Raw genomic sequence first — 17669 nt, forward strand, 5'->3', positions numbered from 1 at the left:
GCTATAACAGGAGAACACCTATGGCGTACAGAATCAACAAAGAGCAGTGCGTAAACTGCGGAACATGCGAACCCGACTGTCCGGTCGGCGCTATATCGGAAGCCGATAATGCCCGCATCATCGATGAAGAAAAATGCATCAGCTGCGGAACATGCGCAGGCGAATGCCCGACTTCGGCGATTGCAGAAGTGTAATTTTATCGCTTCGAAACAGGGACACGAGGCGAAGTGAAAATCGCTCCGCTGGTGTCCCTTTTTTTATACGGGAGTCTATGGCAAAGCGTATTCTCTATTATGTAATCACTGCGTTTTCTTCGGCGGCAAAAGCGGCGGCTCTCATTGCGCTGTGTGCCCTTGTCGGCATCTCCCTTACGTTTCCGCTGTGGTACTTTGCGACTTCCTTTCCTTCCCTCTACACGGCAGTCGTCCTCAGTGTTTTCGCCGCATACGTCGTATATAAAACGGCGCGCGCGATAAAAAAATCGACACCGAAAACAGTGTTCTGCGTCGCACTCGATATCGTCATAATCGCAGCAGGGCTTGCAGTTGCAGTCTCGCTCGTATTTGCAGGCGCGCGCTTTATCGCTATCCCCGTCATCATCCTCATCCCCGTGCTTTGCATTATCTCATCCCGTCTCTTGAAAAACGGGTAATATGCGAACTATACGCCGCCTCTTTATCGCGGCAGCTTTTACCGTATTTTTACCGATCCGTCCGCAAAACGCATTCGGATTTCGAAACGCCGCTCTTCAAAGAAATACATACGCAGCTGACGTCCAAAAGACGAACACGATTCCGACATACGCAGCCGCCGTTCAAAAAGCAAACACGGGTTCGCCCGTCGGAGCCGTATCTGCGCACGAGCCTTCCTGTAGCCCTTCATCGTCGGTACGCACGACTTCGGCGAAAAACGACATCACGCTGTACACTGAAAAGCTCCCGCGCATCCCGCATCTTTCTTCACGAGACGATGTTTTTAAGCAGTACGGTGCCGACGTCGAAGAAAACTACAAGCGTTCAGCCGCAGGAAAGATAAAGCACGCACAGTTTTACGCCTACACGCCGACTGCCGACGATACGCTTTTTACCCTCGCGGCAGCCTGTTCGATTCCCTACGAAACGATAGCAACGGTAAACGGCATCGCGAATATCGGCGATATGGCTGCAGGCAAAACGATCATTCTGCCCACCGATGCGGGCTTATTCGTTCCGGAAACGCCTGAATCGTCCATCGAAATATTAATAGAAAAAAAATATTTTCGGCTTATGGAAAATGTGCCGAAAGAGTGGTATAGTATAAACGGGAGGCGTTTTTATTTTCTGCACGGAGAGCGTTTCGATTCAACCGAGCGCGCGTTCTTTCTCGATGCGGATTTTAAAATGCCGCTCGACGCATCGTGGCTGTCGTCCGCATACGGTATGAGGGTAAGTCCCATCTCCGGCGAAATGCGCTTTCACCGCGGCATCGATTTGGCGGCTCCCGAAGGGGAACCCGTATATTCGTGCAAAAGCGGAAGCGTCATACGCTGTACAAAGGGCGATTCGATATACGGAAATTACGTCGTATTGAGACACGACAAAGGCATGACGAGCATTTACGCGCACCTGTCGGACGTACTCGTGCACGAAGGCGATATCGTTACGGGGAGAACTCGAATCGGGAGTGTAGGAAAAACGGGAGCTGCGACGGGAGCGCACCTCCATTTTGAAATACGCGTAAACGGCGTTTCGACCGACCCGCGCGGTCTTTTGCCGGATTACGACGGCAGGCAGGGACGATGAAGATACACGGTATCCGCAGTAAAATTATTATCTTTTCACTTTTATGTGCCGCATCTCCTCTTTTTTCCGAAACGTTCCGCGTACGAAAACTTTTTCCGCTCAAACTCACCGGTACGGTGCAGAGCGAACAAACGCTCGTAACCGGCATCAACGACAGTATCGCGATCTTTTTGCCGGAAGATCGCAGCTGGCTTGAAGGTATCGAAATAAAGATAGCGATCCCCGAAGAGGTCGCCGCATGGCAGGATTCGGTCGCTCTCTCCCTTTACGACAATATAACACCGCTCCCCTCCTCTTCTCAAATCGATTACAGCGGTACGCGTTCTTTTGTCAAACCGCTTCCGACCAGGCTTTCGTGGGTCATCCGCATTCCCCTGTCGGCATCGGTATCGTTCAAAGAAAGCGCATACGATACAAAGCTCGGCGTCGTTCCCGATACAAAACAGGGCTTCGTATTCGTACGACTGCAGCCGGCAATGAAAGGCATTCCCGACGAAACGATCAACGCGGAATTAAAGATTAGTATAAAACCGATTTTAATAAACAAAGGAAAGCTGCGAGTTTCCGTCGCCTCTCCGAACGGAGATACGTCTCCCTATACGCTTTTTATCGACGGCACTAAAACGGATGTCGATGAGAAAGGCTATACGCTCACTCCCGGCGCACACGACGTAAACATCGTATCCGATTTTTACCGCGACGAAATGCGCACGGTATGCATCGATCAGGCGAAGACGACGGAGCTTTCGATCGTGCTTAAAAGCCTCGTCCCGACGCTCGCCGTCACGGCTCCCGACAATGCGACGGTATATGTCGACGGGCAAAAATGCACCGTGTTCGGCAAAGAATTCGAAATTTCCGAAGGCGAACACACGGTGCGCTTTGTCATGGGCGATTACGAAATTTTGCGCACGCTCAACGCGCAAAAAGGCAAATCGTATACGGCTTCGGTTACCGTCGATTTAACGATAAGCGAACAATAACATCGAACATCGGTACGCGAAACGATCGGAAAATTTCGGAACGCTCGAAGTTCGCAGGTACACAAAACAGCGGGGTATCGAACCCTCCGCACGAATCAACACCCCCGACGCAAGCGTCGGGGTATGTTGTTCTCATAAGGTGGTTGCAGTCGGCTTTAATACCCTTTGTTACGACGCAAGCGTCGGGGTATTAAACCCTCCGCACGAATAAAAAACACGCCGATTCTTTTAAATCCGCTAATTTTTTTCGGCATTTCAGTCGATATAATATATACCGGGAGCATTTCCCCTCCCACCCATGCTTCCGGTTGCCTGATGGGCATTGGAGCCGATATGCGTTTTGCGTACCGGCTCCTTTTTTATATCGGGTGATTTACAAAATGCGCTATTCGGGCTAGTATACCCGTATTGACGCGTATGATAGAAAACAGGATTACCGGTTCGATTAAAAAATCGACGATCATAGAGGTTGCGCTGCTCGCATTTTTTGCGCTTGCGTTCGGGGGCACACTCGGCTGGGCATTGTCCGAAACGATCAATATTAAAAATACCGAATATATCACCGAATTCGAAACGGCGCTGCCGACAAAACTGCTCGACATAAACGGAGAACTCATCACCGAACTCGCGTCCGATGAAAAACGCGAAATCATCAGTTTCGAGCGCTTGCCGCGCCTCGTAGTAAATACGCTTCTTACGCGCGAAGACCGCGTCTTTTACAAACACCGCGGCTATTCCGCAAAAGCGATCGTGCGCGCGGTGATCGGACAGGCGCTGCATCTGGGACTCGGCGGCGGTTCGACTTTGACGCAGCAGATCGCGGGAACGCTCTACTGCGACCGTTCCGACAGAAGCGTAAAGCGAAAGATCAAAGAACTGTGGTGGGCGATGCAGATGGAGCGGCGGCTTTCGAAAAACGAAATCCTCGAAACCTATCTCAACCGCATCTACTTCGGAGGCGGCACCTACGGCGTCAACGCCGCATCGAAATATTATTTCGGACACGATGCGACAAAAATCACTCCGGCCGAAGCTGCGATCCTCGTCATCCAGTTGTCGAATCCCGCGTACTATAATCCCTTCGATCATCCCAACAGAGCGATGGACAGGCAGCGCGACGTCCTCGCGTCGATGGTAAACAGGGGATACATCACAAAGGCGGATGCCGACGAATCTTTCGACGAATACTGGGCGAATTTCGATTACACGAGAACGAGCGCATCGGCATACTTTACGCGAGACGATAAAGCTCCTTGGTTCAGCGAATACGTGCGGCGCGAACTCGCCAATATGGTCTACGGTTCGGAGGATATCTACACGAGCGGATTTACCGTCAATACGACGCTCGACCTGTCGCAGCAGGCGGCGGCGCAGGCGGTTATGGATAAATACATTTCACAGGCGAATCGAATGTGGAGGCGGGAACAGGGAAACCGCGCCGTAACGACCTTCAGCCCCTACGTCCCTCTTTCCGAACTCATCGCCCTCACTTTCGGTCTGCCGGGCATAAAGCTTTCGGCCGAACGCGCGAAAAAAACGGCAAACGCCGCATTCGTCGATCAGATCAATCCCGTACTCGATACGTGCTCTCTCATGTTCGGTCTTGAAGATTTGAAAATGCAGATCGTCAACAACGCGACGAAAATTTCGCAAGCGGAAAGCGAGCGGACGACGATCGAAGGAACGATGATCGCGATCGAAAACGATACGGGCTATATCACAGCTCTCGTCGGCGGCAGTCAATACGGCCAAAGCAATCAATTTATACGCGCCGTGCAGTCGCGCTTTCAGCCGGGTTCCACATTTAAACCGCTCTACTACTCTGCGGCGATCGATTCGAAAAAATTTACTGCCGCAACGGTTATCTCCGATACGCCGACCGTCTTTCACAAATCCGACGGCACGCCCTATATTCCGCAGAATTTCAAAGGCGTATACAGAGGCAACGTCCAGCTGTGGTACGCGCTTGCCCATTCGATGAACGTACCGTCCATAAAAGTGCTCGATGCCGTCGGCTTCGACGCCGCAATCGACAGGACGGCAAAGCTGCTCGGCATTCCGCAAAGCGAATACCGAGAGCGCAGTTTTATTCCCGTCTACCCTTTCGGGCTCGGTGTCTGTGACGTGCGGCCGGTTGAAATGGCACGGGCATTTGCAATATTTGCAAACGGCGGAAAAGAAGTCGTACCGATAGCGATCCGTACCGTCGAAGACAGAAACGGCAACGTCATCTTTAACCCCGAACGCGATATCCTTTTGGCGCAGCAGCAAAAGGGTGCCGCCGCGCAAATCATTTCTCCCCAGACGGCGTACGTTATGACGCAACTTTTGACGAACACCGTAAAAAGCGGAACGCTTGCCGGACAGAGCGGAAAGCTTTCATATAAAACGGCAAGCGGCAAATCCTATGCGATCCCGCTCGCGGGCAAAACGGGAACGACGCAAAACTGGGCGGATGCGTGGACGATCGCATTCAGTCCGTATTACACATCGGCTTTCTGGTTCGGCTTCGACAAGCGCGGTAATTCGCTCGGACTCAACATAACGGGAGCGACGCTTGCAGGCCCGGCCATGGGCGACTTTATGGGTGCGATTCACAAAGAGCTTCCGTCGAAAGATTTTACCGCGCCCGCATCCGGCGTTATACGCGCGACGGTCTGCACCGAAAGCGGACTCTTGCCGACGCCCGAATGCGGAAACCACATAACGACGCAATGGTTTCTCGAAGGGACGGCACCGACGGAACTCTGCACGATCCATTCGGATAAAAATGCGACGGCCGTATTTATCGACCGGCTGCAAAAGGAAATGTATAAATCGGGATTCGGCTATGACGAAGCCTACGATACGTCCCCGCTGACGATACCGTCGGATATTTTCGACGGCGGAACGCGAGCGGAAAGAGAAGACGATGCGGCGGACGGCGATGCGGATTACAATTATCTCATGGAATAAGAGCGAGTGCCGAAAAGTATCACGGTATGAAAGGATGCCTTTGCACGCATAAAATCGATAGAGTAAACGATTTTGCGACCGCCCTTTGAGACAACCGCTATCGCTTTATACTACGGCGTTTGGCGATAGCCGACCTCACGGTTCCCGCAACGGACGATGCAATCGCAATGCCGAGCGCGATCGCGACGGCTGCTCCGAGCGCGCCGTACCCGTATGAAAGAGATGTCGAAAAATCCCCCTGCACCGCGCTCCGCATCATTAAAAACACGCCTCCCCCTGGAACGAGCGGAATGATGCCCGGCACGAGATAGACGGTCGCAGGTCGCTTTAGGATTACAGCAAACACTTCCGCTCCCGAGGCAACCGCAAACGAAGCGCAAAAACAGCCGAACGATTCGTGTCCTCCGTAGAGCTTAAACACGCAAAACAAAAACCAGCCGACTCCTGCGAGTATCGAAGCGATGAGCGCATCGCGTTTTTCAGCGTTGAAGTAAAATGCGCAGCAGGCGGACGCTCCGAATGCCCACAAAATTTCAAGCGCGATTTTTGTCACCGTCATTTCGATCCTCCTATAAAAACTTTTGCAGGAAGTTGCAACTTCTGGAAAAATTTTTAGCCGACACTTTTTATTATCCTTTCGATGGCGTGCGTCACAAGCAAACCCGCAGTGCTGCCGACGGAAAGCGCGAGCGCCGTCAAAAGCGCATCGACGAGGCGCGACGTGCCGGCGACAAAATCGCCTGCAATGCTGTCGCGTATCGAATTGACGAGGGCAAGACCGGGAACGACCTGCATGAGCACGCCTATGATGACGACCGACGAATGAAGGGGAAGCGGCGTAAGACCGAGGATATCCGTCATAACCGAAGCGGCCGAACCCGCACACAGTGAAACGAAAAAATTATTGACCGTGCTTTTTCCGAGAAGACGGATCGCAGCGCGGAGGATGCCGCCGATAAGGAGCGCACAAAGAGCATCGAGCACGGTACCGCCGAAAAGCAGCGTAAAGAAAAAAGAACTCAACGCGGCGGAAGCGACGATAAAGGCGACTGAATATTCTTTCGCCCTTGCGATATGCATGATGCGCCGCTCGATGAGCGCAACGTCCGGAACACGCTTGTGCCGCTCAAGCGAGCGCGACAGATTGTTGATCATCGCCAATTTATTAAGATTGATATCGCGCTTGTATATGCGTTTGAAATACGAATAGTGATTCCGTTTTTCATCGAGAAACGAAACCATGACGACCGTCGTCGTTATAAACGAAGAGGGCTCGACCGCGCCGAGCGAGGCGGCCGTCCGCACAACCGTCGTTTCCGCGCGGTAAGTTTCCCCTCCGTTTTCAAGCACGACTGCACCTGCGGAAGCGGCGATCTGCTGTATGTCGTCGACATCGATGTGATCCATAGCGCGATTATAACGGGGAGATGCCGGCTTGTAAATGTATTTTTTTTTGATATAATAAAAACACAGTTTTGATTTTTATTAACGGGAGGTTCCATATGGGTATCGATGAAAAAGTTACGCTCAACAACGGCCTACTCATGCCGAAGTTCGGTCTCGGTGTTTACAAAGCCGGAGATGCAACGATCGAAGCGGTACAGGCGGCACTCCAATGCGGCTATCGTCTCATCGATACGGCGGCCTTTTACAACAACGAAACCCAAGTCGGCAAAGCGATCCGCGAAAGCGGCGTGCCGCGTGAAGAAGTTTTCGTTACGACGAAAATGTGGAATCAGGATCAGAGAGACAACCGGCAGGAAGACGCATTTCACGAAAGCCTCAACAAACTCAAACTCGATTACATCGATCTCTATCTGATTCACTGGCCGGTACCCGGCAAATTTATCGATACGTGGAAATACATGGAGGATTTTCTCGCATCGGGAAAAGTCCGCGCCATCGGCGTAAGCAATTTTTTACAGCATCACCTCGAAGAACTCGCCGCAGTTTCGAACACTGTCCCCGCTGTCGATCAATTCGAATGCCATCCGTTTTTAACGCGCGAAAGCCTGCGCGACTACTGCGCTTCCCATTCGATTTTTCCCGAAGCGTGGAGCCCGCTCGGACGCGGCATCGTGCTCGAAAGCCGGACGATCGAAGAAATCGCCAAAGCGCACAAAAAGAGCGCAGCGCAGGTGACGCTCCGCTGGGATTATCAAAACGGCATTATCACAATCCCGAAATCGGTCAATCCGAAGCGCATCAAAGAAAACGCCTCGATTTTCGATTTTGCTCTCACCGAAGACGAAATGGAAAGGATAAGCGATTTGGATACAGGTATGATGAAACAGGATCCCGACAATTTCGATTTTTAATAATTATTATTAAAATGCGGCATTGCAGAAAATATCAATTTTCGAAAATGCCGCATCGGTGCGTGAGCGCGCACATGTACATTCTTAATTTTATAACAAGCGCCAGAGTTCCCACAGCAACTGCATGATCTCTCGCGGTATCATCTTTGCAATGATGCGGTGCAGCGTACTCACGGCGCCCGTCGTTACAACAGGCAGGTTTAAAGCGCTCCCCAAAAGTGAAAGGTGCGCAACTACGGCAGTATCTTCTCCGAAATGAAAATTGCGTATCGCGCGCGAAGACGGCAGGGTACTCGATTCCGCATTTTTAATAAATTCGGTTTTCGTCATCCAGTACGGACATACCGCCGTCACGCGGATGCCGCGTGAAAAAAGCTCCCGGCGGACAGCCCGCGACCAGCTCAGCACGAACGCTTTTGTTGCGGCATAGACGGCGAGATGCTGAAACGGCTGAAACGCGGACGTGCTCGAAACGTTGATGAGCCTGCTCCCCCGCTTCATATACGGAAGAGATGCGAGCGCGGCATTGACAAGAGCCGTACAGTTGAGCGCGATCATGCGCTCGTTGTCTTCCCGCGCTATATCGCAATAATCTCCGATTTTGCCGATGCCCGCACAGTTTATAAAAAAAGCGATCGTCATGCCGTCACCGCTTTTTTCGGTCGCAGCCGAAAGGGCGAGTTCGGCGAAGGGCGAGCGTTTCACCTTCGATTCGAGTGCAATTTTTAAACGATCGATGCTCGCAGATTTTGTTAAATCGAGCGGCAGAACTGTAGCCGGATGAGCGAGTTCCGAAGCAAGGGCAAGCAATTTGTCTTCCCTCCGTGCGATAAGCAAGATTTCATCGATATCTTTCCGCCGGTCTACAAGTTTTGCATATATGCTTCCGAGTCCGCTCGAAGCGCCCGTTATCACAGCGAGCCGTATCATCATGAAGAAAATAATAAGGTGCTTTTCGCTTCGCGTCAATACAGCACCGGCGACAGCCTCTGTTTGACAGGGACGCCGATGCGCATACGCGAGTACGACACCGCTCCTGTGTTCGTCGCCCTCATCCGTACGCATACGTGCGACCTGCATCGCATAGGCGCGGGCGTTTTTTACTGCGGAAAATTTTCTGCAATGCGCGTGAGGTAGGCAAAAGCCTTTTTCTTTTCGTCTTCGGAAAACCCTTTATAGAATATTTTCAGCAGACCGTTTGCAAGTTCCGCCGTCACATCGTTGTAGCGCTTTCCTTTAGACGTGAGCGATACGAGCTTGCTTCTCGCATCGGCGGGAGACGGAGCCGTTTTGACAAATCCGTCGCGTTCGAGCTTCCGCACCAAAACGGTCGCCGTCGATTTATCGCGGTTGATTTTCTCCGCAAGCTCTTTCATCGAGAGCGCGTCCTTTGCGGCGAGCTGAAATAAAATAAAGCCGTGAGAAGAAGCAAAATCGGGCAAGCCCTTTTCCGCAAGACGCTTTATGAGAAAATCCGCCGCCGCCGAATGTATGCGCGATACGAGCGACATGCTCTGCCGTATATCCGTATTCATAACAAAAGTATACAGCTTGTTGCGCTCTAAATCAAATAGCGGTACAATGGCGCCATGTATCTCTTTTTTATCAAAAAAAATTTTTACGACGGTTGGGATAATATACTCACGCTCATCGTCGTAAACATCGTCGTCATGGCCGCTTCTTTGGGACTCTTGTCACTTATCTATGCGCTCCACCGAAGTACACCCCTCGTCATTGCGCTCATCATCATCTTCGGCATCGTCATATCGATACTCGCACTCGCAGCGGGAGAAATCGCTTCCTCTGCGGCAAATTTCGGCAGCGCCCATATTGCGGACTTTTTTCGCGCGATCCCGTCGTGTATCGCGGACGGCATCCGTTTCGGTCTTGTTCTTGCCGTCGTGGGAGCTGCGTCGTATGTATGCATCCCGTTTTACTTTGTGCAAAAAACGCTTCCTGCAATGTTTATCGGTTCGATGTTCGTATGGCTCGTCATCTTTACGCTGCTTTCCCTCCAGTGGTTCGTCGCAATCCGTTCCTTGCTGCATAACAATTTCAGAAAATGTATAAAGAAATGTTTTCTCATATTTTTTGACAATATATGGTTTTCCCTGTTTATGGCGGCATATACTTTTTTCCTCACGGCGCTGAGCGTTTTTTTACTCGGACTCCTGCCGTCTCTGTCGGGCATCGCCATGGCACAGGTGAACGCGTTCAGGCTTCGGTTGTATAAATACGATTATTACGAAGCGCATCCCGAATTGAAAACGCCGAAAGAAAAGCGCTGCATACCGTGGGATGAACTTTTGCAAAACGATAAAGAGACTCTCGGCCCGCGTTCGTTCAAATCGCTGATATTTCCTTGGAAAGAATAGGAAATGCTGACTGCTGAGTGACGATACCGATTATATTAAAAACCGTATGCGCTTAAGTGTACTATTTTCATTTGCACTTTATACGTTTTTCTGTTAATGTTTATCGATTATGAATTTTAAAAGTATAATAACTTCTCCTCATGTATATCCCGAAGGCTGCGTGTTTTCATCCCTCGCCGACATAAAAAACAAACACATCACCGTCATGGGACTCGGCTTAAACGGCGGCGGAGAAGCGGCCGTCAGATTTTTTTTAAAGTATGGAGCCTACGTCGTCGCAACCGATATGAAAACCGCGCAAGAGCTGAAGCCGACCGTCGACTCGCTCAACAACGATGCCTCTCTCAACCGGACACGGCTCACCTATCGGCTCGGCGAACACAGAATCGACGATTTCCGTTTTGCAGACTGCGTTATTAAAAATCCCGGAGTAAAGTACGAAGGCAATACTTATCTCGCTTGTGCAAAAGCGATCGAAACCGACATGAGCATATTCCTTGCATTTACGAAAGCGCCGATCATCGCGGTGACGGGCAGCAAAGGAAAATCTTCGACGGCGAGCGCGATTTATTTCGGTCTTTCAGAGGCGGGTCTTATGGCCTTTCTCGGCGGAAACATCACCGTAAGTCCTCTTTCGTTTTTGGAAAAGACGAATAAAACGACGCCTGTCGTACTCGAACTTTCGAGCTGGCAGCTTGCGGATCTTCGAGGAAGAAAATTATTAAAACCTCGCATTTCACTCATCACGAAGATCGTACCCGACCATCAAAATTGGTACGGCGATATGGCATCCTACGTCGCCGATAAGCGCCTCATCTACGCCGATCAGGGGAAAAACAACTGTTCGATTTTCGATGCGGACGCCGACGACGAAGGGACGCCGGAACCCGAAGCAGGGCTTTCGTGGGGCGATTTTTTTGCGCGCGAATCGAAGGCGACGGTTTTCCGCTACAGCATGCAAGCCCTTCCTCAAGGCGTATACGGCGCATGGCAGGATACGGACGCCGACGGAAAATTTTGCGGAAAGGCGCGTCTTCCGGGAAACGATGTTCCCGTAACCCTCCTCCGCTCGGTATCCGTTCCGGGACGTCACATGAGGGCAAACGTTTTGAACGCGGGGCTCGTCATGGCACTGTCGGGGATCGGAGCGGAAACTATTTCGAATATTTTAAGCCGATGGAAAGGCATACCGCACCGCTTGCAGTACTTTCACGTATGGAATCGAAAACGCATAAGGTTTCACTTTTACAACGATTCGTGCGCGACCGTTCCCGAAGCCGCCGTCGCCGCCGTCAGTTCGTTTAAAGTGCCGGTGATTTTGATCGCGGGTGGAACCGATAAAGGATTGCCTCAAAACCCGCTTTCCGAAGCGCTTTCAAACGATAGGAGAAAGCGCGTAAAAGCGCTGTACCTGCTTTCGGGAACGGCGACCGATAAATTGACGGAATTGCTTCGTGCCGACGGTACTCCGTTTTACGGCCCCTACGATTCTCTCGGCGAACTGCTCGGTGCGCTCAAAGCGAACGAATGCGCCGACGATGAGCGGGAAGCAAACGAAGTCGTTCTCTTTTCTCCGGGTGCGACATCGTTCGGTATGTTTACAAACGAATTCGATCGCGGCGCGAAATTCATGGAAGAAGTAAAACGCGTATTTCCGTAAATCGATTCGACCTATTATTTTCCCGAAAGCGATTTTTTCCAGCGAGCGACGACCTGCAGCGCGGCAAGAGGTGTCATATTGTCGGTGTCGGCTGAAAGTATTTCATCGAGCACGATCTCTTCGTCGCTGAAAAGACCGGGCGCATCGGAAGAGACGCGGACATCGGGAACGGAATCGAGAAGAGGTTTGTTCGAGGCAAGATTTTGAATATGCGCGAGGATGACGCTCGCGCGGTCGATCACCGACTGCGGCACGCCCGCCAAGCGCGCAACGTGGATGCCGTACGAGTTTTCGGCAGCTCCCTTTTTTACTTTCCGCAAAAATACAACCGTCCCGTTTTCTTCCGACACGTCCATGCAGAGCATTTCGAGCGACGGGTGTTCCATACGGGTGAGTTCGTGGTAGTGCGTCGCAAAGAGCGTTTTGCACCCTATGCCGTCGAGCAGGTATTCCGACACCGCCTGCGCGATCGCAAGCCCGTCTTCCGTAGAAGTACCGCGCCCGACTTCGTCCATGATGACGAGCGATTTTTTTGTCGCCGAACGGAGGATGTTCGCCGTCTCGGTCATTTCGACGAGAAAGGTCGATTCTCCGCGCGCGAGGTTGTCCGTCGCGCCGACGCGGCAAAAAATTCTGTCGACGATGCCGAGCTTCGCCCTTTTCGCCGGTACAAAGGAACCCGTCTGCGCGAGCAGCGCGATGAGCGCGTTTTGCCTGAGAAATGTAGACTTACCGGCCATATTCGGTCCCGTGATAAGCGCAAACGAATGGCCGCCGTCTTCTCCGATCGTCAAATCGTTCGGTACGAACTCGCCCGCCCCCATGTGCGCTTCGACGACGGGATGTCTGCCCTGCTCCACTTCGAACGCGCATCCGTCGGTGATTTCAGGCTTCGTCCAAGCGTGCAAAACGGCGGCATGCGCAAAAGATGAAGACGCATCGGTATAGGCAATTTCGCCTGCAAGCTGCATGAGATACGGCACGTATTCGTGCAGAGCGCTCCTGATTTTAATAAAAAGATCTCGCTCGAGTTCGAGCACTTTCGTATCGGATTCGGTAAGCTCGTGTTCGAGTTCCTGCAGTTTTTCGGTCGTATAGCGGTCACCGTTTACGAGCGCGCGTCGCATGATAAAGTGAGGAGGAACCGCCGAAAGCTTTCCCTTACTCACTTCGATAAAATAGCCGAACGCATTCGTGTATTTTATTTTCAGATTGGCGATCCCCGTGTTCCGCCGCTCTTCTTCTTCGTAGCGTGAAAGTATTTTATCGAAATTGTCGTGAACGCCCCTCCAGTGATCGAGTTCTTTCGACCATCCGCTTTTAATAATTTTCCCTTCGGTAAGCGTCGTCGGAGGATCGTCGTTTATAGCATTTTTAATAATTTCTATAATACGCTCCGCACGTGAAAAATCGATGAGCGAAAAATCGCGTCCTTGGAGTATCTCGCGCGCGTTCCTCCACCCCTCAAGACTTCCGCGAAGCGCCTGCAGATCTTTCGGATGAGCTCTGTCCATTGCAATGCGGCCGGCAAGCCGCTCTATGTCGAGTATGGGTTCAAGACGGCTCCGTATATCGCCGAGGAGTTTTCTGTCGTCGGCAAACAGGGACACGTGTTCCTGCCGTGCGGAAATTTTTTTCAGCTCTGTAAGCGGATACAAAAGCCACGAACGGAGCATACGGTTTCCCATCGCGGTTTTCGTGTAGTTGACGCATTCGAGCAGGCTGTACTGAGCGCTTCCGTCGCGGAGATTCGCCGTTACTTCGAGATTGCGCATCGAAGAATCGTCGATGACGACGTACTCGCTGTCCCTGTACACGCGTATGCCGTCCACGTGAGGAACGGCGGTGTTCGTCGTCTTTTCAAGGTAGTCGAGCAAAAAACCCGCAGGCGCGACTTCGGCCGAATCTTCGCACAGCCCGAATGGCGCGAGGTTCGCCGTTTTAAATTGCGCCGTCAATTTTTTATACGCCGTATTCGAATTGAAATGCCAATCGGGATAATACGAAAGTGCGAGGGATGGAAACGCGGAAAGGGCTGCCTGAACGGCGGAAGACGATTTCAGCGATTCCGGCAAAAGCAGTTCGCGCGGAGACGAGCGAGAAAGCTCTTTCGGAAAATGCTCCGCCGTCTCAGCCGCCGGCCAAGAGGTCGCGCTGAAAGAAGAAGTCGTCACGTCGATAAACGCGAATCCCGCTTTACCGTGAGACACGGAAAGGGCTGCCGCATAGTTCGCGACGCTTCCGTCGAGATATTCCGCTTCGACCGCCGTCCCCGGCGTGATGATTTCGACGACTTTGCGTTCGGTCAAGCCTTTGCCGTGAGCTACTTCACCGACCTGTTCGCAGATGACGATTTTTTTGCCGAGACGCAAAAGACGGGCAATATACACTTTCGCCGCATGATACGGGATGCCGCACATCGGAGCATCTCCTCTATGCGTCAGCGTTAAATTCAGAAGACGCGATACTTCTATCGCATCCTTGTTGAACATTTCGTAAAAATCGCCGAGACGGAAAAACAGCACTTCGTTTTTATACTTCGATTTTATAGAAGCATACTGCGCCATGAGCGGCGTCGGCGAGTTTTCCGTCTTCATGCCGCTAGTTGTTTCCGAGCTCCGCGATCACTTGCTCCGTAACGTCGACGGAGGGGCTGTACCACAAAATCGCGTTGTTTTGCTGGAGACTCAAAATCATACTGTAGCCGCCTGCTTCCGCGATTTTTGCAAGTACGCCGTAAAGCCGCCTGTAAAACGAATCGGAATCCTGAAGCGATTTTTGCATCGTCGCGAGCTCGATGTTTTTCGCATTCGTGTACTCGCGCAGGTATTCCGTCTTTTGCGTGATTTGACTTTCGATGCGCACCGCATTCGATTCGTCGCCGGAATCTTCGTAGGAGAGCTTTCTCTGCTGCAGTGCGCGGAGCTCTTCCGTCCGCTTATTGATTTCTTCCTGATACTCCGCTTTTTTCCGTTCGTAATTGCGTACCGCCGATGAATTGCGGAAATACGCGTTATACACTTTCGCCGTATCGACGACGCCGAACTTCGTAATCTGCTGTGCGGAAAGTCCTGCCGTCGAAAAGAGGGCGCAGAGCGAAACGGCAATCAGTATTTTTTTTATTCGATCGATCATCGCATTCTCCAAAATTATTAATTATTAATTTCAGCGGTTCGTTATATTGAAAGAAAGCACCAATACGCCGTTCGGATCGTTGAAGTACCATCCCCTCGCATCGCTGTGTTTAAACGTCCACGCATACAAAAGATGCAGGGGAAACTGCGGCAAGAGGAAGCGCAAGCCGGGTCCGAAGCTGAAATAAAAATCGTTTATCGACAGATTGTTAAACATCGTTCTGACGTCGCTCGTGATGGCCGCCGCATCGAAAAATCCGTCTACGCCGACGATATTCGGAAATATCGGAATGCGCAGTTCGAGACGGTTGCTGAGCATCGCTTTGCCGCGGACTTTGTTGTAGATACTCGTCCACCCGCGTCCGTTGAACATACCGTCGATATAGGCTTTGTTCGAATCGCCGAGAAGCGTTCCGGGTACGGGGAATATCGTCGTAAGCCCCGTATACGCGGCGAATACCGCCTTAAACGACCACGTTTTCGTAACGGGGAGATTGAACAGCGTAAAATAGCCTTCGAGCTTCGTATCGCTTTTAAGGAAAAATTCTTTTTCAAGGCCGGGGATAATGCCGTACCAGCCGAGCCGTTCGCTGACGAACCAGCCCCGCGAAGGGTCGTAGCTGATATCGCGGTTGTCAAGCGATATGCTGCCCCACAGGGAATTAGTCAAACCGAGCCTGTTCGCGTTTTGATTGACGCTCGAATCGTGCGGTACGTAAATCGATTCGTCGTACACGTTATCGCTGAGCGACGTCGAAAGTCCGCCGTTTATCTGCAAAATCGCAAAGTCGGGAAGCCACCTCCGTCCTACGGAAGAACTGAACGTAATACCCCACGATTCAAACTGCATATAGTATTCGTCGTCCGAAACCGTTCCGTCTCCGAGCATCTGCAGACGCAGCGCCGATTCTTTCGAATGTGAAAACGATATGGACTCATTGATGCCGATCGGCAAATCGAAAAGCCAATTTTGTCCGTAGGAGGCCGTCACGGTCTGGGACGTATTTGAAATATTGGTACCGGCGGAAATGGATTTTCCTTCTCCCCTCAGATTGGAATTCTGCCAGCGAGCAAACAGCGATATCGGAAAATCGTCCGGATCGGAAACGCCCGAAAAAGTCATACCGAATTCGAGCGTCGTCGTCGACTGCTCTTCAACGGTAAACACCAAATCCACAAGATCGTTTTCGCTGCCGGGCATCGGCTCCGGAACGACGCTCGAAAAATATTGCAGGTTGTACAGATTGCGCAAACCCTTCATCACTTTGTCGCGCGAAAAGACGTCGCCCGGTTCGAGCGGGATCTCCCGGCGGATCACGTAATCCTTCGTTTTGGTATTGCCCTTAATGATGATATTTTCGATGTGGCTTCTCGGCCGCTCGACGATCGAAAGCGCAACGGAAATCGTATGACGCTCGGCGTCTTTATTGAGTGCAGGCGCATATTGGTTGGTCATATAACCGTTTTCGGCATAGATATTCGTAATGCCCTGCAAGCCTTCCTGATACTTCGTCTGATTGAATACGGCGCCGGGCTTTAATTTGATATACGACAAAAGCGTTTCTGTAGAAAATATTTCGTTGCCGCTTATCGTCGTACCGCCGTACGTGTACTGCGGTCCTTCCTGCATGACAAAGGTAAGCGTCAATTCGTTGCGACCCTTCTTTTCGTTGAAAGCCGTTTCCTGCATGACATCGAGCACACGTGCATCCGCATAGCCTCTGTCCTGATAATACGAAATGATCGCCTGTTTGTCGGCTTCGAGGGACGAGCGCTGAAATGCACGGTTCTTCGCAAGCCCCGATTCTTTAAGCGACATTTTGCTTTTAAGCGTACGCTCCGAAACGAGCGTATTGCCGGAAAAGCGTATCGCCGAAATCACCGTGCTCGCACCTTCGCTTACGACAAAGGTAATGCGGATTCCGTCCGAAGTCTCTTCGATCGTGTGTGAAATCGTCGCATCGGTATAACCTTTTTTCAGATAGACGTCGCGGAGCGCTCGCTCGTCGAGGAGTACTTTGCTTTCGACGAATATGTCGCCGGTTTTTATCGCAACCGCATCGCGCAGCTCTCCGTTTCTGATCTTAGAATTGCCGGAAAAGCGTATGGATTGAACGACGGGGCGCTCTTTTACTTGAAAGACGAGCAGTATCTTATCCGCCGTTTTGGGGTCGTGTTTTGCAAACGGCGTAATATCGTCGAACATATCGAGCGCATAGAGGCGGTCGGACAAATCGGCATAGACTTCTTCGGTAAACGGCCGTCCGATAAACGCATTTGTAATGCCCGTAAGTTCGGAGCGCTTGACGTTTTTCAATCCTTCAAACGTGATTTCGGAAATCGTTTTACCCCAAAACCATCCCTCGTCTTCGCTTTCTTGGGCGGACAGGAAAGAGGCTGCACTGAGTGCAATGAAAAGCGAAAGCACGAAACGAATATACATCTTGCGGTTAAAACGCATAG

At 51.4% G+C, this 17669-nt stretch carries 15 protein-coding genes; 8 read left to right on the top strand and 7 right to left on the bottom strand.

Translation table 11 applies throughout. The features are described from left to right. The first annotated feature begins 20 nt into the window (after positions 1–20). From H9I36_RS08485 to H9I36_RS08505, 5 genes are all read left to right on the top strand, one after another. Positions 21–194: a ferredoxin family protein gene (locus tag H9I36_RS08485; RefSeq protein WP_187384925.1), complete on the top strand. Its 174-nt coding sequence runs from the start codon at positions 21–23 to the stop codon at positions 192–194. A 77-nt stretch (positions 195–271) separates the two neighbouring features. Next, complete coding sequence (locus H9I36_RS08490) at positions 272–652, top strand: hypothetical protein (RefSeq protein WP_187384926.1); 381 nt, start codon at positions 272–274, stop codon at positions 650–652. A 1-nt stretch (position 653) separates the two neighbouring features. Further along, positions 654–1781 carry a LysM peptidoglycan-binding domain-containing M23 family metallopeptidase gene (locus H9I36_RS08495; RefSeq protein WP_187384927.1) on the top strand — a complete coding sequence of 376 codons (1128 nt, stop codon included), beginning with the start codon at positions 654–656 and terminating at the stop codon, positions 1779–1781. Beyond that, positions 1778–2764 carry a hypothetical protein gene (locus H9I36_RS08500; RefSeq protein WP_187384928.1) on the top strand — a complete coding sequence of 329 codons (987 nt, stop codon included), beginning with the start codon at positions 1778–1780 and terminating at the stop codon, positions 2762–2764. The genes H9I36_RS08495 and H9I36_RS08500 overlap by 4 nt, the downstream gene beginning before the upstream one ends. Positions 2765–3181: 417 nt before the next feature. Beyond that, positions 3182–5719 carry a penicillin-binding protein 1A gene (locus H9I36_RS08505; protein WP_187384929.1) on the top strand — a complete coding sequence of 846 codons (2538 nt, stop codon included), beginning with the start codon at positions 3182–3184 and terminating at the stop codon, positions 5717–5719. A 97-nt stretch (positions 5720–5816) separates the two neighbouring features. On the opposite strand, the gene H9I36_RS08510 is transcribed toward H9I36_RS08505, so the two are convergent. After that, positions 5817–6278 (bottom strand): threonine/serine exporter family protein, encoded by a 462-nt coding sequence (locus H9I36_RS08510; RefSeq protein ID WP_187384930.1) that lies wholly within the window; start codon positions 6276–6278, stop codon positions 5817–5819. Positions 6279–6331: 53 nt separating this feature from the next. Continuing rightward, entirely contained in the window at positions 6332–7126 is a 795-nt protein-coding gene (locus H9I36_RS08515) for a threonine/serine exporter family protein (RefSeq protein WP_187384931.1), read from the bottom strand. A 95-nt stretch (positions 7127–7221) separates the two neighbouring features. Here H9I36_RS08515 and H9I36_RS08520 point away from each other — a divergent pair, with 95 nt between their 5' ends. Beyond that, the gene (locus H9I36_RS08520) at positions 7222–8037 is read left to right on the top strand and encodes an aldo/keto reductase (RefSeq protein ID WP_187384932.1); all 816 of its coding nucleotides are present in this window, start codon (positions 7222–7224) and stop codon (positions 8035–8037) included. A gap of 90 nt (positions 8038–8127) precedes the next feature. Here H9I36_RS08520 and H9I36_RS08525 read toward each other — a convergent pair whose 3' ends face one another. Together H9I36_RS08525 and H9I36_RS08530 are read right to left on the bottom strand one after the other, a co-directional pair. Next, complete coding sequence (locus H9I36_RS08525) at positions 8128–9102, bottom strand: SDR family NAD(P)-dependent oxidoreductase (RefSeq protein WP_187384933.1); 975 nt, start codon at positions 9100–9102, stop codon at positions 8128–8130. Positions 9103–9137: 35 nt separating this feature from the next. Next, entirely contained in the window at positions 9138–9572 is a 435-nt protein-coding gene (locus H9I36_RS08530; protein WP_255422715.1) for a MarR family winged helix-turn-helix transcriptional regulator, read from the bottom strand. A 54-nt stretch (positions 9573–9626) separates the two neighbouring features. On the opposite strand from H9I36_RS08530, the gene H9I36_RS08535 reads away from it, so the two are divergent. After that, on the top strand, positions 9627–10412 hold the full coding sequence (locus tag H9I36_RS08535; protein ID WP_187384934.1) for a hypothetical protein: 786 nt from the start codon (positions 9627–9629) through the stop codon (positions 10410–10412). A 109-nt stretch (positions 10413–10521) separates the two neighbouring features. Beyond that, complete coding sequence (gene murD, locus H9I36_RS08540; RefSeq protein WP_187384935.1) at positions 10522–12072, top strand: UDP-N-acetylmuramoyl-L-alanine--D-glutamate ligase; 1551 nt, start codon at positions 10522–10524, stop codon at positions 12070–12072. A 14-nt stretch (positions 12073–12086) separates the two neighbouring features. On the opposite strand, the gene mutS is transcribed toward murD, so the two are convergent. Genes mutS through bamA form a run of 3 tightly spaced genes read right to left on the bottom strand, consistent with a single transcriptional unit; the run spans position 12087 to position 17667 of the window. Next, positions 12087–14669: a DNA mismatch repair protein MutS gene (gene mutS / locus H9I36_RS08545; protein ID WP_187384936.1), complete on the bottom strand. Its 2583-nt coding sequence runs from the start codon at positions 14667–14669 to the stop codon at positions 12087–12089. A 4-nt stretch (positions 14670–14673) separates the two neighbouring features. Beyond that, complete coding sequence (locus H9I36_RS08550) at positions 14674–15207, bottom strand: OmpH/Skp family outer membrane protein (RefSeq protein ID WP_222864676.1); 534 nt, start codon at positions 15205–15207, stop codon at positions 14674–14676. 30 nt (positions 15208–15237) lie between these two features. Then, a complete protein-coding gene (gene bamA, locus H9I36_RS08555) occupies positions 15238–17667 on the bottom strand; it encodes an outer membrane protein assembly factor BamA (RefSeq protein ID WP_187384937.1) in 2430 nt (809 codons plus the stop codon). Positions 17668–17669: the final 2 nt, after the last annotated feature.

It is taken from the genome of Treponema sp. Marseille-Q4130 (genome assembly GCF_014334325.1).
Taxonomy (GTDB): domain Bacteria; phylum Spirochaetota; class Spirochaetia; order Treponematales; family Treponemataceae; genus Treponema_D.